This window comes from Okibacterium endophyticum (genome assembly GCF_054780075.1).
The window spans coordinates 126,387-141,540 of record NZ_BAAGXA010000002.1 but is presented as its reverse complement, the minus strand read 5'-3'; the positions used below and the strand labels follow the sequence as shown (position 1 = coordinate 141,540).

Below are 15,154 nucleotides of genomic sequence, written 5' to 3'. Positions count from 1 at the left end.
CGAAACTGTTCTCAGCTCATCGTCGGGGTGTGAGGCCGGTACGGGGGGCTTTTCTGTAGCACGGAAGTCACGCGCGGCAGTCTCCCGTTGTCGATCGCGGAGTGCGTATGCCTCGGCAGACGACGAGGGCCGGGGATGAGACCTCGGATCCATCGTCTGATTCGTCGTTCATGCCCGGTCTGAGGTGGCGCCGGTCAGGTGCGCGGCGCGGCTGGTCGCGAACTCGAGATAGGGCGACAGCGCGTCTGCATCGGCCATGGCGCCTGTCGAGAGCACCTCGTGCGGCGCAGCCCCCTGCAGGATCTTCTTCACGGGGACCTCCAGCTTCTTCCCGTTCCGCCCGTACGGGACGGCGGACACGTTCACGATGCGATCCGGAAGGTGCCGTGGCGAGAGCTCGGTTCGGATGCGCTCACCGAGTCGTCGCTCCGTTTCCGGGGTCAGTGCTGAGGCATACGCGGGCACAACGAAGAGGATCAGCTCGCCCGATCCCCCCTCTGGGTCCTCGAGATGGACCACGAGGCTGTCTGCGATCTCGGGCAGTTCCTCGACGAGACGGTAGTAGTCGGCCGCACCCAGCCGGACACCACCGCGGTTCAGCGTCGCGTCGGCTCGACCGGTGATGCGACACGCGCCGCTGACGTCGAACCGGCACCAGTCGCCGAACCGGAAGACACCGGGAAACCTGTCGAAGTAGGTGCTCGCGAATCGGGTGCCGTCTTCGTCTCCCCAGAAGCCGACCGGCATCGACGGCATCGGCGAGGTGATGACCAGCTCGCCGAGCTCGCCGACGACAGCGCGTCCCGCATCGTCGAAGGCCTTGACGTCGACGCCGAGGCTTGCGCCGGACATGGCACCTTCTCGAACCGGCAGCAACGGAGAGCTCTGCACCAGGCCGGTGCACACATCGGTGCCCCCGCTGCCGACGTTGAGCAGTATCCGGTCGCCGAACTGATCGAAGACCCAGCGGAAGCCTTCCGGAGGGAAGGGGCTCCCCACAACGCCCAGCTGTCTCAGAGAGCCCAGATCGAACTCCTCGGCCGGATCGATACCCGCCTTGCGGCACGCCATCAGATAGACCGGGCTCGCGCCCATAAGCGTCGCTCCGGTCTCTTCGGCGAGCCGCCACATCTGACGGAGGTCGGGAAAATTCGGGTTGCCGTCGACCATAACGATCCCCGAGCCCACGAGGAGCGCCGAGACGAGGCTGTTCCACATCATCCACGCGGTGGTGGTGAACCAGAGAAGCCGGTCGCCGACGCCGAGGTCCCAGTGCAGACGATGATTCTTCAGGTGTTCGATCAGGATCCCGCCGTGGCTGTGGACGATCGGCTTCGGCAGGCCGGTGGTGCCAGACGAGAACAGGACGTAGAGCGGGTGGTCGAACGGCACGGGATCGAACGACAGCGGAGCACTGGTGGGCGCGACGAGGTCGTCCCAGTCCACGGTGTCCTCGAGGGCTCCCGGCCCGTAGGGGACGGTGATCACGTGGCGAAGGCTCGGGAGCGCCTCGCGAATCTGACGCACCTCGTCGCTTCGATCGATCTGCCTGTCGCCGTAGGTGTACCCGGGAACGGCGAGGAGGACGCTCGGCTCGAGCTGAGCGAAACGGTCGACGACACTGCGAGCGCCGAACTCAGGGGCAGCGCTCGACCACACCGCCCCCAGGCTGGCGGTCGCCAGAAACGCGATCAGGGTCTCCGGTATGTTCGGCAGATACGCGACAACCCTGTCTCCGCGGCCAACGCCGAGGAGCTGGAGACCGGCGCGAGCCCTCCTGACCTGCTCCGCGACGTCGGCGAAGGTGAGCTCGGTCGGTGCCCTGGTCTGAGAATAGGCGACGACGGCCACGTCATCGAGGTCGGCCGGGGAGTCGACGCAATGCTCCGCATAGTTGAGGGTCGCGCCCGGAAACCACTGTGCACCGGGCATATCGCGGGTTGTCAAGACCTCTGTATAGGGAGAATACGCGCGGATGTCGCACCATTGCCAAACGGACTCCCAGAAATCCTCGAGCGAGCGGATCGACCAGTCGTGAAGATCCTGCCACGAGGTGAACCGCAACCGCTTCTCGGTCTCCAACCACTGAAGGTAATCGTGGATATCCGCCTCCTGGGTGATGTTCGGGCCAGGAACATAGAGGACATCGTCATCCTTGTGGTGAGAGGCCTGCATAAGGGATCGCATGGCTCCACGGTACGGACGCCGTGACGAGTGTGCCGGTTTTTCTGCACCCCGCACAGTCCGGCACCCGGCCCCGAAACGAGGAGCGGGCCGGCGGATTCTGCATTGTGGAATGAACGCACGGTGATCTCGGCCGCGTCTAGGGTGGAAGACTTGAGACGGTCGCCCGTGACACGAAGAGGTGGAGCGCAATTGCAGGACGGAAGCTGGCGCCAGATGGTGAAACACCCGAACCATAGCCGGAGGACGGTGCGCCCGTGCGCCTGTTGAGCCTGATCGGTCGCCGGCTCGCGTCGCTCGCGATCACGCTGCTGATCTCATCGTTCGCGATCTACGCAGCGATCGACCTCGCGCCCGGAGATTCCGCACAGCTCCTCGCCGGTCGGAATGCCAGTCCCGAGACCATCGCGCTCATCCGCGAGCAGTACCACCTCGACCAGCCGCTCTTCGTGCAGTACCTGCACTGGCTCACATCCGCGCTCCAAGGCGACCTGGGCCGCTCGACCACGTTCCGCACAGAGGTCGCGGGGCTCATCGCCGAGCGAAGCCTCACGACCACGCTGCTCGTCGTCTATGCCTCGGTGCTGATCGTTGTCATCGGGCTCGCGGTCGGAGTTCTCTCGGCGACCCTCGGACGGCGTGCCGGGAGCCTCATCACCGGGGTGGCCACCGTCGCCATGGGCACGCCCGCGTTCGCGGTGGCCATCTTCCTGATCTGGATCTTCTCCAGTCAGCTGGACTGGTTTCCGATCTACGGCACCGGAACCGACCTCGCCGACCGACTGTGGCATCTCACGCTGCCCGCGATCTCTCTCGCTCTGATGTTCATCGCGTACATCGCCCGGATCACTCGCACGGCCGTCGCGGCCGAGCTGCAGTCGGAGCACGTCGACGTCGCACGCAGCAGGGGGCTGAGCAAGGGGTTGGTCCTTCGGAGGCACGTGCTCAGAAACGCGTCGCCGCCGGTCGTGACGCTGGTCGGACTCACGGTGGCGGGACTGGTCGCAGGAACGGCGGTCGCTGAACAGGCGTTCGGCCTGAGCGGTCTGGGATCGCTGATGGTGACGGCGGCGGCGAACCAGGACATCGCTGTTGTGCTGGCCGTCTCGATGATCATCGTCTCGGCTTTCGTCATCATCAACATGATCGTGGATGTCGCCGTCGCAGGCCTCGATCCGCGCACACGAGCGAAGGCATCCGCATGAGCGAACACGTGATGACGGGCCCCATCCGGCGCAAGGTGGCTCTTCCGCGTGCCGTCGCCAAGAAGCGGTGGGTGGTGTCTCCGGCACTCGTCATCTGCTCTGCGCTTGTGCTCGTCGCGATACTCGCGCCGTGGATCGCTCCGTACGATCCGCTGCAGGTCGACCCTCTGAACGCCAATCTGTCACCCTCGTGGACGCACCTGCTTGGGACTGACGACCTCGGGCGGGATCTGCTCTCACGACTTCTCCACGGCGCCCGGCTCAGCCTCGCCGGCCCGGCGATCATCGTGCTCGTAGCGGTAGCGATCGGCGTGAGCATGGCGTTCGTGGCCGCCTGGTACGGAGGCTGGGTGAACTCCGTCATCGGCCGAGTCGTCGACGTGATGCTCTCGTTCCCCGGCTTGATCCTCGCGATCGCCGTCGTGTCCATCTTCGGAGCGGGGTTTCTGCCGCCGGTCATGGCTCTCGCGGTGGCGTATGCGCCGATGGTCGCGCGTGTGCTGCGTCCTGTTGTGCAGCGTGAGCGCAATCTCGCCTATGTCGTTGCACTCGTGTCGCAGGGAGCGTCGACGCCGCGGATCTGGTTTCGACATCTCCTCCCGAACGTAGCCTCGCTGGTCGTGGTGCAGTCAGCGATCTTCTATGGTTACGCCATGCTGGATCTCGCCGCGATCTCGTTCCTCGGCTTGGGTGTGCAGCCGCCGGCGCCAGAATGGGGAACGATGGCGGCCACCGGCCAGAGCGCCCTCATCGCGGGATACCCCATGCAGTCAGTGGCCGCCGCCGCGATCGTGACGGTGAGTGTCGTCTCGTTCAACGTCCTCGGCGAGCATGTTGCGCGTCGCTATGAGATTCAGGAGTTCGCGTGAGCCTGCTGGAAATCGACTCTCTGTCAATCGACGTCGTTGTGGACGGCGATCGTCGTCCGATCGTGCGCGATGTGAGCATCGAGCTCGACGCGGGTGAGGCGCTCGGCCTGGTCGGCGAGTCAGGTTCGGGCAAATCGATGACCCTCAGATCGATCCTCCGGCTTCTGCCCCGTAGCGCGAGCACCCGGGGACACATCCGGTTCGACGGCGAAGACGTTCTCTCTTTCGGAGAGGCACGTCTGCGAAAGTTCCTCTCGACCCAGGTCGCATCCATCTTTCAGAACCCTCAGGCGTCGATGAACCCTCTTCTGCGTGTCGGGGACTTCGTCTGCGAGTCCCTGATCGCGAACCGCGGCGTGTCGAAGCAGGAGGCGCACGCTCGTGCGATCGCCATACTCAAGGACGTCGGCGTCACGCGTGCGGACGAGCGGATGAACCAGTACCCCCATCAGCTGTCGGGTGGCCTGCTCCAACGCGTGCTGATCGCCTCGGCCCTGATCGTGCAGCCTCGTCTTGTGCTGGCCGACGAGCCCACCACCGCTCTGGACGTGACCACGCAAGAGGAGGTTGTGGCGATCCTGAACGAGCAGCGTGTCCGGAACGGCTTGGCCATGGTCTTCGTCACCCACGATCTCGACTTGGGCACGGCCGTGTGCGACAAGATCGCCGTGATGTACGCCGGCTCCCTCGTCGAGCAATGTCGCGCGGATGAGCTGTATTCGCACGCGACGCACCCGTATACCCGCGCCCTGATTTCGGCGCGCCCGGGGTTGGGCCGCACACGAGGGCGATTCGAGGCGATCGCCGGCAGGCCCCTCGCCGCGTACGAGGCGCCGTCTGGGTGCGCATTCCATCCCCGATGCCCGCAGGCGATCGAGGAGTGCTCGATCGAACGGCCCCTTCCGATGATCACTCCGCATGGGACGGCATCCTGCCATGTCGCGGTGCCTCACACGGTCGCGTCAGAAGGCGTGCTGAAGAACGGTGCCGCTCATGCCTGAGTCCTCGACAGTGCTCATCGCGCGGAATCTGGGCAAGGTCTTCACGCTGCGCCGGCTCGGCTCGCGCGTCGTCGAGAGCTTCGCAGCGGTCGACGACGTCAGTTTCGACCTGTGCGAAGGCGGGTCGCTGGCGGTCGTCGGCGAGTCCGGTTCCGGTAAATCCACCATCGCCCGAATGGTCATGGGGCTCGAGATCCCGACCTCCGGCTCCGTCGAGTTGCCGCTGTCGACGACCGGGCGTGGCCGACGTGGCCGGCAACTCACTCGCGCTCGTCACATGCAGATGGTGTTCCAGGATCCCTACAGTTCTCTCGACCCGCGTCAAACCGTGGGTGAGGCCATCATGGAGTGCCTTCAGCTTCACTTTCCGTTGAGCCGGAACGAGGCGAGGGAGCGAATGCGTGGTCTCCTTGCGGACGTCGGGCTGGACGAGCGTCACGCGAACATCCGCCCTCGCGGGTTGTCGGGGGGCGAACGTCAACGCGTGGCCATCGCGAAGGCCTTGGCGCCAGAGCCGCGAGTGCTTGTGCTCGACGAGGCCGTCGCCGCCCTCGACGTCTCCATCCAGGCTCAGATCCTCAATCTCCTCGCCGACATCCGTGTGAAACGGAACATCGCGATCCTGTTCATAAGTCACGATCTCGCTGTCGTCGAACAGATCTGCGACGAGGTCATCGTCATGCGCAGGGGGACGGTCGTGGAGCGCGGGAGGGTGGAGACCGTGTTGAAGGATCCACAACACGCGTACACCCAACGTCTCGTCGCCTCCGTTCCACGGCCGGGCTGGAAACCTCGTCGCCGGGACCTCAGCATGGCCGGTGACGATCTGTGAGCGTTCACCCGCCTGCACCATGCCTGTCGCCCGAGATGCGAGCGACGAAGCAGGCCGGACACGGTTGGCGAATTGCGCAGGGCGGAATTTGTTCGGGCGGCATCGTCCTCTCCCTACAGTGTCCGTCAACAGTCTCACCCTGAACCTGGAGGACCTCCCATGAATCGAATATCACGATCTCTCGCCATACCCGTCGCGGGGATGGTCATGCTGGCCGGCGTCGTCGGCTGTACATCGAACAACGATCGTCCGAGCACCGACACAACGGAGCTCACGACCATGACACCGGCGGCCGACGGCGAAGTCGACTCCGTCACGTGGGGCATGGTCGGTAGCGAGCCCACCACCTTGGATCCCATCCTCGTGGGCACCATCCCGCAGAACACGGTCACCAGCAACCTCTGCGAGAGCCTTCTCCAACTCCAGCCTGACTTCTCCGTTGACCTGGGTCTGGCTGAGACCTTCGAACAGCCGGACGACCGGACGATCATCTTCAGCATCCGTGACGGCGTGACCTTCTGGAACGGCGATCCGCTCACGGCCGACGACGTCGCATACAGCCTCGGCCGGAACATGGACCCCTCGACGGGGGCGTACAACTCATTCCTCTATCAGCAGGTCGCTTCGATCGAGGCAACTGCTCCGCTCGAGGTCACGGTGACTTTCACCAGCCCGGACGCCAACTTTCTCGCTGCAGTGGCGGGGCTCAGCGGGGCGATCAGCCAACGCGCCGCCGTGGAAGCCGCGGGTCAGGCCTATGGAACACCGCAGGCTGGGCTGATGTGTACAGGGCCGTACGCATTGGGAGACTGGGCAGCGGGCGAAGGCATCGACATCGTTGCGAATCACGACTACTGGAACCCAGACCTGCAACCCATGACCGAGACGATCCATTTCGACGCGCTCACGAACGAGAGCACACTGGTGACCGCATTGAGATCGGGCGAGATCGATGGCGCGTACAACGTGCCGCCCTCCGGCTTCACGAGCCTCGCGAACGCCGATGGAACGCTGTACTTCGGTCCGAGCAGCCAGTATTTCCTGTTCGGCCCCGTCGACAGCGAGGGGCCGGGCGCCGATCCGCGTGTGCGACAGGCGCTGTCGCTGGCCTTCGACCGTGAGGCGTTTGTGAAGAACATCTTGAACGGCGCCGGCGAGCCGTTGCATATGATCTTCCCGTCATTCGTCACGGGCGGGCATCCCGCCGCCGACGTTCTGACCGAGGCGTTCGAAGAACTCGAGACAAACAACACGGCAGACGTCGAAGCCGCCAAGGCCATGCTCGCCGACGTGGACGTGGAGGGCGAGATGAGCATCGTGATCGTCTCCGGTGACCAGGTGGGGCTGTCGGCAGCCACGCTGATGCAGGCAGCCGCCAAGGAGATCGGCCTCACCATGAACATCCAGAAAGTCCAGGAGAGCGAGATGGTCGATATCTTCTACAACGATGGCGCACGCGAGGGCGTCGACTTTCTCGCGACCTCAGGGTATTTCGAGAGCCCGACCATTCTGAGCTATGCGTCGACGTTCATCGAACCCGGGGGGTTGACCAACTTCATCGGGTATGACAACCCCGAAGCGCTGGCGCTTCTGCAGAAGGCGAAGGCGTCCACGGATCCGACCGAGTCCGCCAAAGCTCTCGTCGAAGCGCAGGCGAGTTGGTACGGGGATCGCCTCACCATCCCCGTGGCGGTGCAGTACGAGCGGCTCTACCTCGGTGAAGGACTCACCGGTGTGCCCGCTTCTCAGGCGTACGTCAGCTACCCGTGGGCTGCACTGCTCGGGGCCGCCGAGTAGCCCCCGCGCAGCGAGTGTGGCCCCGCCGGCAAAACCGGCGGGGCCACACGTCTTTCACATCTCGGGCTGCCCGCGGTTCATGCATTGGGGTGTCACAGCCTTGTGGCATTGCTGAACGGGTGGTCGGTGTGACAGGCCCACGTCGCAGAAGAAGGGTCTGGACGCTCGAGCGGATCGTGTGGCGGACTGCGGACCGCGCCGAGGCCCGGCTCAGCCCCTGTAGCTCGCCGAGGAGCGCGAAGGTCCGCTCGTCCATCTCCACCTGCATCACAACGATGCAGATCGCGCCGCCACGGCGGTGACCGTCTTCGTCATCGACTGGACGCGGAAGATCGCATCGGTCCGCAGCGGCATGCCGCCGGGAGCCGTGAGACGTCAGGCGGGTGATGACTCCAGGAGTTCCCATGACGGGGCGGGCAAAGACAGCTCGACGGTCCGCACCACGGCACGAGCGGACGGAGCCATCTCCGCGCGGGCGAACTCGTGGGAGTGGACGACCAACGCGACGCGGTCCTTTTCGACGAAGTCCATCTCCAGCCAGCAGGTGTCGCCGTAGGCGCCGCGAGTCGCGACGAGCTCCCCGTCATCCAACCAGACTCCGGTGACTCCACTGGCGAAGCCGAGCTTCAAGGCGCTGGCGACTGCCGCGAGATAACCTCGTGCCTCCGCCCCCTCGTTGCAGAGGACCAGCGTCGGCCCCTCGCTCTCGATCAGCGACGTCACTGCCGCGGCGAGCACGGCGGGGTCCTGACGAGTCAGAGGCGCTGTCGACACACAGATGACCTCGTCGACCGGTCCGCGCGCCACGGCCTGTGCGAACGGCACCGGATCGGGTGCGATGACGGCCACAAGCAGAGCGTCGCCGTCGACCACGCGACGAGCCGCGCCAACGAGCCGCTCGTTGACCTGCTCGGCTTCGGGCCCCTGAGTGTCGGCGATGACGAGGGTGCGCATTATGTCTCCTCTCGGGTGAGGCTGAGCTCTCGAACCGCGGGATCGTGTGGCGGCGCTCCTGCCTGGACGCGTCGGAGCATACCGCCCGCGAACTCGTCGACGGTCTCTTCTGAGAGGCCGAGCGACTCCAGTGGAATCCGCTCGATCCCGCTCCCCGTCACGGAAACCGTTGCGGTCTCAATGATCCCCTGTCCGCGGGCCAAAGTCGCCAGGGCGGGGAGGGGAGCACGGAGTCGCTCGGTTCCCCCGTTCGCCCCGCCGCGTACCACGTGGAGATACGAGTCCACGAGCTCAAGAGAGGTGACAGCCGTCACGGAGGGCCAGCCGAGGTGATATCCAAGCGCGACCCCCGACGCCGCGAATCGGTCGTCTGGCGACTCGGCGCCGCAGAGCACGAGGTCCGGTCGTTCCCGACGCACCGCCGGCGCGATTCCGCACCCGACCATAAGCGGCTCGGGGATCTCGAACGCAGGGTTCACAACGCGAACGGCTCGATCCGCACCGATGTCGAGACAGTACTGCAGCACGGCGTCGGCCGTCTCATCTCCCGCGGTCACGACGACGACCTCGCCGCCGTGGGCATCGCGGATCGCGACGGCCTCCTGCACACAAGCCACGTCGGACTCGCCGATGGCATAATCAAGGTCATCGGACAGAACCCCATAACCGTCCGGGCGCATGCGGAAGCCCGCTCGAGGGACCACCACGCGTTTGACCAAAACGACTATACGCATCGCGGTACCTCCTCGTCAGACGGATAAGCAGATCCATTATGTCGGCGCGAACTCGCACCGATCGGGCACATTCTGCGCTGCGGAAAGTAGGGGCAGACCCTCCCCTCCACTTCATAGGATTCGAGAACGTCCGAACGCCGACGTTGCCGGCAGGACACGAGGAGGACCAGTTCAATGGAGAAGCGTCACGCATGGCAGTCGAACGCCGGTGATCTCGCGAATCAGGTCAAGCGAGGTGAGCTCTCGGCGCGCGACGTGATGCAGTCGCACCTCGACCGCATCGACACGGTCAACGGGTCGGTCAATGCGGTAGTTGCCCGCTTCGACGACGAGGCGCTGTCCGCCGCGGACGCGGCGGACGAGGCGCTCCGTCGCGGCGAGCCTCTCGGACCCCTCCACGGTGTGCCCGTGTCGGTCAAGATCAACCTCGACGTCGCGGGCCAGGCCTCGGACCAGGGCCTGCACTCACTGGCCGACGTCCTGGCCGAGGAAGACGCGCCGATTATCCGCAAGCTGCGTGCTGCGGGCGCGATCTTCCACGCACGCACGAACATGCCCGACTTCGGCATGCGGTGGAACACGGACAACGCACTTCACGGGCCGACGCGCAACCCCTGGGATGCGACGCGATCGCCGGGCGGATCGAGCGGAGGATGCGCTGTGGCCGTGGCGACGGGGATGTCGCCGTTGAGCATCGGGAACGACTACGGGGGGTCCATCCGGACCCCGGCGGCGTACAACGGCATCCCGTCACTCCGGCCGACGCCCGGACGTCTGCCCACGGCGGTCGACCCCTCGGAACCCGACGGCCTGACGGTGCAGTTGTTCTATGCGGAGGGGCCGCTGGCGCGCTCCGTCGCAGACCTCGAGCTCGCGCTGTCGGTTATGCGCACCGACGATCCGGCCGACCCCTTCTGGGTCGACGCGAGCCTCGGCGAGTCCGGCCCGTGCAGGGTCCTGCTCGTTCGCGGCTGGCTCGGTGTGGACGTGCACCCGGAGGTCTCGCGAGCCCTGGACCTCGCAGCCCGGCACCTCGAGGACGCGGGTTACATCGTGGAGGAGGGAGAGATGCCGCGGATGGAGGAGGCGCTCGCCCTCTGGCGCGACCTCAGTACCACCGAGATCGACATGTTCGTGCCGAAGGAGGCGTTCGCGGAGGCCACAGAGCCGTCGCGTCGCTGGGTGGAGACGGCCATCGCCACGAGCAACGTGCTGGACAAGCGCGACTACGCCGACGGCTACGCCAGGCGCGTCGGCGTGGCCGGCGAGTGGCGCACTCAGATGGAGAAGACCCCGGTGATCCTCGCCCCGGTCGACACGGATCTTGCCTTCCCGACCGAGTTCGATGCCACTGGTGACATCGCTCGGGTGTTCGAGGTGCTGCGACCGCGGTTCGCTATGAACTTCGCCGGCAGCCTGCTGGGCCTTCCCGCCGTCACCGTCCCGGTCGGGGTCGGCGAAAGCGGGATGCCCCAGACCGTCCAGCTTGTCAGCTGGCGCTTTCGCGAGCAGCGCGCCCTCACGGCGGCCGCGGACATCGAGGCTCGTGCGGGGGCATTCACTCCTCGTGATCCCCGCACCGGAACGGGAGGCGGAGAGTGACAGGTCCTGTCGACGAGGCAGGCAGGGCCGTCCCAGCCGAACCGGCAGAGCAGTTCGTCAGGATGCGCGACGGCATCCGGCTCGCGACCGACGTGTATCTTCCCGACGACGTCGACCAGGCGCCGGCGATCCTCGTTCGCACGCCGTATGACAAGCGCTCCCGCTACACGTTCCTGCCCCATTGCGCACCCTATTTCACGTCGCGCGGGTATGCGTTCATCGTGCAGGACGTGCGTGGCAAGTATCGTTCGGAGGGCGTCACCCTCCAGGCTGTGCATGAGGTGGCTGACGGCAACGACACCCTCGAGTGGCTCGTCCGGCAGGGATGGTCGGACGGCCAGGTCGGCATGTTCGGCGACTCCTACTATGCATACACACAATGGGCGGCTCTCGCGAGCGGGCACCCGGCGGTGCGTGCGCTGTCATTGCGCATGAGCTCGCTCACCCCGCCGAGCGTAGAACCCGTCGGCGTGACGACACCGGGAACGGGACCGGGAGTCCCTCCCACCGAGCCGGGCTTCAGCCGGCCGCCCTCGTCTGGCTGGGCTCAGTTCCTGGCGCTCTTCTGGATGGGGAACGGCGAGGTCGAGCAGGAACTGGACTGGACGCTTCGTCCTCCGCTGCGCACCTTCGACGAGGCGTTCACGAGAATCGGGCGTCGCTCGGCGAGCTTCGACGCATCCATCCCCCACCATGTCCCCCAGAAGGTGTTCGTCACCGGCCACCCCTACGAGGGCAGGCCCGTTCCCATCCTCCACACACTGGGGTGGTTCGACCCCATCGCCAAGGGCGGAATCGAGGTGTTCCTCGAGCTCATGAGGCGACCGGCGTGGGCACCTCTTCAGCACCTGATCGCCGAAGCGTCCGACCACGAGAACTACCACATCGACGGTGCGCCTTACGGGGAGGAATCCGACCACGATTCCAACGATGTCGCGCTGGCCGCGCTCCTGCCCAGCTATCTGGGCCCGTCTCTCGATTTCTTCGACGTGTACCTCCGTGGAACCAAGGACGTGCAATCGCTTCCCCGGGTGAGGTGGGACGTCGCCCACGGGGAAACCCGAGAGTCCGCTGTCTGGCCTCCACCGGAACGCTTCCGCGAGACGCTTCACCTGAGCTCACTCGAGGACGCCGCTCGTCAGGCGCCCGGCGGGCGCCTCTCCGAGCAGGCTCCCACCGATCACGAGTCTGTGCAGTGGGTTCACGACCCGGAGAACCCCGTCAGCGCGGACAATCCCGAGTTCCTCTCGCTCCTCCAGGACTACCCGGACGAGAGCGCCATCGGAGGACGACCGGATGTGCTCGTGTTCACGAGCGACCCCGCTCCCAGAGATCGCGATCTCACCGGCCCCGTCGAGGTCGAGCTGCAGCTGCGTTCATCAGCGCCGTCGACGGATGTCTTCGTGACCCTGCTGGACGTGTATCCGAACGGCGAGGCACACCGCATCCTCGCCGAGCAGGTGACTGTCGACGAGATGCCCGCATCCGGGATCGCCTGCCGGCTGCGGATGGGGCACACGGGATACCGCGTCCGCAGCGGGCATGCCCTCCGGATCCACATCGCCAGCAGCGAAGCACCGGTGTACCTGCCTCATCCCGGCGTCGCGGGCAACCGCTGGCTCATCACCGAGACCAGAGTCAGCACACAGACATTGCAGACGGGCCCAGGGGCGCTGAGCACCCTCGTGTTGACGTACGCCCAGGAGGCGAACGGCTGAAGTGAGAGAGACAGGGCGAGCCGACCCGAGGATCGCCCTCGAAGCTGCGCACCACGGCGCGAAGTCGGCCCGCGAACACCGACGACGACGCACCAGCAGAGACGCGTGAGAACCCAGAAGGAGCATCCTGCCATGCACACACCCCAGCGCGATCCGCGTCATGACTGTCTCTTCGAGCCGATCGCGATCGGTCCGAAGACCATGCGGAATCGCTTCTACGCCGTCGCTCACAGCGCCGGCCTCGGCACAACGAAGCCTCTCGCCCAGGCGGCCTTCCGGGCGCTCAAGGCCGAAGGCGGGTGGGGGGCCGTCTGCACGGAATATGCACCCATCAGCCCCGACTCAGACGAGAGTCCCTCGATCTCGGCTCGCATCTGGGACGCAGACGACGCACAGAACCTCGGTCACACGGCCGAACGGATCCACGAGCACGGCGGGCTCGCGGGGCTGGAGCTGACACATCTCGGCGGATACGCGTCGCGGAACGAGTCTCGCGGGACCAGCCTGGCGCCGACGGCGTTCCCCAGCCCGTACGATCCGACGTCCGTGCCCAAAGAGATGGACGGCGACGACATCCGCCGCGTCCGCCGTGACTGGACGCTCGCGGCGAAACGAGCGCGAGACGTCGGGTTCGACATCGTCTATGTCTACGGCTGCTCGGATCTGCCGTTCCAGTTCCTCTCACCCCATCACAACCGCCGGACGGATGGGTACGGCGGAAGCCTGCGCAACCGCGCTCGGTTGTGGGTCGAGCTCCTCGAGGACGTCCGAGCCGCGGTGGGGCAGGAGTGCGCCGTCGCCACGCGGATGAGCATGGACGCCCTGCTGAACGGAGGGGTGCCCCTGCCGGACATCCTCGAGTTCGTCGAGCTCGCGGACCCCTTCGTCGATCTCTGGGACGTGAACATGGAGTCGCTGACGGATCTCAAGGACACGGGTCCTTCGCGCTTCTTCCCCCAGGGGCACCAGCTCCCGACGACATCCCTCATCCGGGAGGCGACACGCAAGCCCGTCGTCGGGGTGGGACGACTCACAGATCCGGATCGTATGGCGGAGATCGTCAGCTCCGGCGCATGGGACATCATCGGGGGCGCTCGTCCCTCTATCGCCGATCCGTTTCTTCCCGAGAAGATCCGCGAGGGACGCTACGACGAGATCCGCGAGTGCATCGGATGCAACGTCTGCGTTATGAAGGCCGAGAGCGGCGGTCACATCGGGTGTACGCAGAACGCGACAGCGGGCGAAGAGTATCGCCGCGGCTGGCACCCCGAGCGATACCCCGTTGCGGCCAACTCGGACCGCCCCGCACTCGTGGTCGGGGCCGGACCCTCTGGCATGGAGTGCGCGATCACTCTCGCCAATCGCGGCTTCGACGTCCACATCGTCGACGCGGACGAGGAACTCGGCGGGCACCTGAACTGGGTGAGACGGCTGCCGGGACTCGGCGAGTGGGGCCGCCTCGTCGACTGGCGCGTCTCAGAGCTGGAGCGGTTGTCGTCGGTCGAGGTCATCACCGGCACGCGCCTCACGGCTGAGCAGATCGCCGCGTACGGCGCCGAGATCGTCGTCGTCGCGACAGGCGCCTCGTGGTCTGCCGACGGCGTGTCTGCGTTCAACCACGATCCGCTGCCGGTCGCATCCGACGGCGCTCCGCTCATCCTCACACCCGAGCAGGTGATGACGGAGGGCATCCGTCCGCCCGGCAAGAACGTCGTCGTCTATGACGTGGACGGATACTTCGTGGGCCCGGGAATGGCCGAGACTCTGGTCGGCGAAGGGTTCCACGTCGAACTGATCACCCCGCTCGGCGCGGTCGCGCCGAAGTGCGACCTGACTCTCGAGGGGCCGATGCTCCGTCAGCGCCTGAGCGAACTCGGAGTACGGACCCGGACCGGTACGTCGGTCACGGCGATCGGCTCGGGCGCGGTCACCGTCGTGGACGGCGAGGGTGTGGCGACCGAGGTGGAGATCTCGGCCGTTGTGCTTGTCACTCGCCGTGTTCCGCATGACGCGCTGTATCACGAGCTCACCGCGCGACGAGCGGAGTCGAAGGACCCGGACTTTCCCGAGGTCTATCGCGTCGGCGACTGCGTCACGCCGCGCATCATCGCGGACTCGATCTTCGACGGCAGGCGGCTCGCGATGGAGATCGACTCAGAACAGCCGACCATACCGCTTCTGTACGCGCGCGAACGTCCTGTCGTAGCCCGGGCTCAGTGACGCAGGGCGGCGTGGCACGGGACGTCCCTGTGCCACGC

At 66.1% G+C, this 15,154-nt stretch carries 11 protein-coding genes; 8 read left to right on the top strand and 3 right to left on the bottom strand.

The window, feature by feature from the left end:
* Positions 1-168 precede the first annotated feature (168 nt).
* Complete coding sequence (locus tag ACYVF5_RS00970; protein WP_460942386.1) at positions 169-2,187, bottom strand: acetoacetate--CoA ligase; 2,019 nt, start codon at positions 2,185-2,187, stop codon at positions 169-171.
* 254 nt (positions 2,188-2,441) lie between these two features.
* Between ACYVF5_RS00970 and ACYVF5_RS00965 the strand changes: the two genes are divergently transcribed.
* The 5 genes from ACYVF5_RS00965 to ACYVF5_RS00945 all read left to right on the top strand — a co-directional run bounded on the left by ACYVF5_RS00965 (position 2,442) and on the right by ACYVF5_RS00945 (position 7,888).
* Entirely contained in the window at positions 2,442-3,389 is a 948-nt protein-coding gene (locus ACYVF5_RS00965; RefSeq protein WP_460942384.1) for an ABC transporter permease, read from the top strand.
* Positions 3,386-4,258 carry an ABC transporter permease gene (locus tag ACYVF5_RS00960; protein ID WP_460942382.1) on the top strand — a complete coding sequence of 291 codons (873 nt, stop codon included), beginning with the start codon at positions 3,386-3,388 and terminating at the stop codon, positions 4,256-4,258. The genes ACYVF5_RS00965 and ACYVF5_RS00960 overlap by 4 nt, the downstream gene beginning before the upstream one ends.
* Positions 4,255-5,259: an ABC transporter ATP-binding protein gene (locus tag ACYVF5_RS00955; RefSeq protein WP_460942380.1), complete on the top strand. Its 1,005-nt coding sequence runs from the start codon at positions 4,255-4,257 to the stop codon at positions 5,257-5,259. Before ACYVF5_RS00960 ends, ACYVF5_RS00955 begins: the two co-directional genes overlap by 4 nt.
* Positions 5,252-6,091 (top strand): ABC transporter ATP-binding protein, encoded by an 840-nt coding sequence (locus tag ACYVF5_RS00950; protein ID WP_460942378.1) that lies wholly within the window; start codon positions 5,252-5,254, stop codon positions 6,089-6,091. The genes ACYVF5_RS00955 and ACYVF5_RS00950 overlap by 8 nt, the downstream gene beginning before the upstream one ends.
* Positions 6,092-6,250: 159 nt before the next feature.
* Positions 6,251-7,888: an ABC transporter substrate-binding protein gene (locus ACYVF5_RS00945; protein WP_460942376.1), complete on the top strand. Its 1,638-nt coding sequence runs from the start codon at positions 6,251-6,253 to the stop codon at positions 7,886-7,888.
* Between the two features lie 375 nt (positions 7,889-8,263).
* Here the strand turns inward: ACYVF5_RS00945 and ACYVF5_RS00940 are convergent, their stop codons facing one another.
* The gene (locus ACYVF5_RS00940; RefSeq protein WP_460942374.1) at positions 8,264-8,842 is read right to left on the bottom strand and encodes a hypothetical protein; all 579 of its coding nucleotides are present in this window, start codon (positions 8,840-8,842) and stop codon (positions 8,264-8,266) included.
* Positions 8,842-9,576 (bottom strand): adenine nucleotide alpha hydrolase family protein, encoded by a 735-nt coding sequence (locus ACYVF5_RS00935; protein WP_460942372.1) that lies wholly within the window; start codon positions 9,574-9,576, stop codon positions 8,842-8,844. Before ACYVF5_RS00935 ends, ACYVF5_RS00940 begins: the two co-directional genes overlap by 1 nt.
* Positions 9,577-9,750: 174 nt before the next feature.
* Here ACYVF5_RS00935 and ACYVF5_RS00930 point away from each other — a divergent pair, with 174 nt between their 5' ends.
* The 3 genes from ACYVF5_RS00930 (at position 9,751) to ACYVF5_RS00920 (ending at position 15,116) form a co-directional block, all read left to right on the top strand.
* Complete coding sequence (locus tag ACYVF5_RS00930; protein WP_460942370.1) at positions 9,751-11,178, top strand: amidase; 1,428 nt, start codon at positions 9,751-9,753, stop codon at positions 11,176-11,178.
* On the top strand, positions 11,175-12,896 hold the full coding sequence (locus ACYVF5_RS00925) for a CocE/NonD family hydrolase (RefSeq protein WP_460942368.1): 1,722 nt from the start codon (positions 11,175-11,177) through the stop codon (positions 12,894-12,896). The genes ACYVF5_RS00930 and ACYVF5_RS00925 overlap by 4 nt, the downstream gene beginning before the upstream one ends.
* Before the next feature lie 132 nt (positions 12,897-13,028).
* A complete protein-coding gene (locus ACYVF5_RS00920) occupies positions 13,029-15,116 on the top strand; it encodes an oxidoreductase (protein ID WP_460942366.1) in 2,088 nt (695 codons plus the stop codon).
* Positions 15,117-15,154 lie beyond the last annotated feature (38 nt).

Excerpts from the sequence above, each read along its gene's own strand:
- ACYVF5_RS00960 (WP_460942382.1), top strand. The coding sequence starts at position 3,386 with ATGAGCGAACACGTGATGACGGGCCCCATCCGGCGCAAGGTGGCTCTT.
- ACYVF5_RS00940 (WP_460942374.1), bottom strand. The coding sequence starts at position 8,842 with ATGCGCACCCTCGTCATCGCCGACACTCAGGGGCCCGAAGCCGAGCAG.
- ACYVF5_RS00945 (WP_460942376.1), top strand. The coding sequence starts at position 6,251 with ATGAATCGAATATCACGATCTCTCGCCATACCCGTCGCGGGGATGGTC.
- ACYVF5_RS00970 (WP_460942386.1), bottom strand. The coding sequence starts at position 2,187 with ATGCGATCCCTTATGCAGGCCTCTCACCACAAGGATGACGATGTCCTC.
- ACYVF5_RS00930 (WP_460942370.1), top strand. The coding sequence starts at position 9,751 with ATGGAGAAGCGTCACGCATGGCAGTCGAACGCCGGTGATCTCGCGAAT.
- ACYVF5_RS00935 (WP_460942372.1), bottom strand. The coding sequence starts at position 9,576 with ATGCGTATAGTCGTTTTGGTCAAACGCGTGGTGGTCCCTCGAGCGGGC.
- ACYVF5_RS00920 (WP_460942366.1), top strand. The coding sequence starts at position 13,029 with ATGCACACACCCCAGCGCGATCCGCGTCATGACTGTCTCTTCGAGCCG.
- ACYVF5_RS00950 (WP_460942378.1), top strand. The coding sequence starts at position 5,252 with ATGCCTGAGTCCTCGACAGTGCTCATCGCGCGGAATCTGGGCAAGGTC.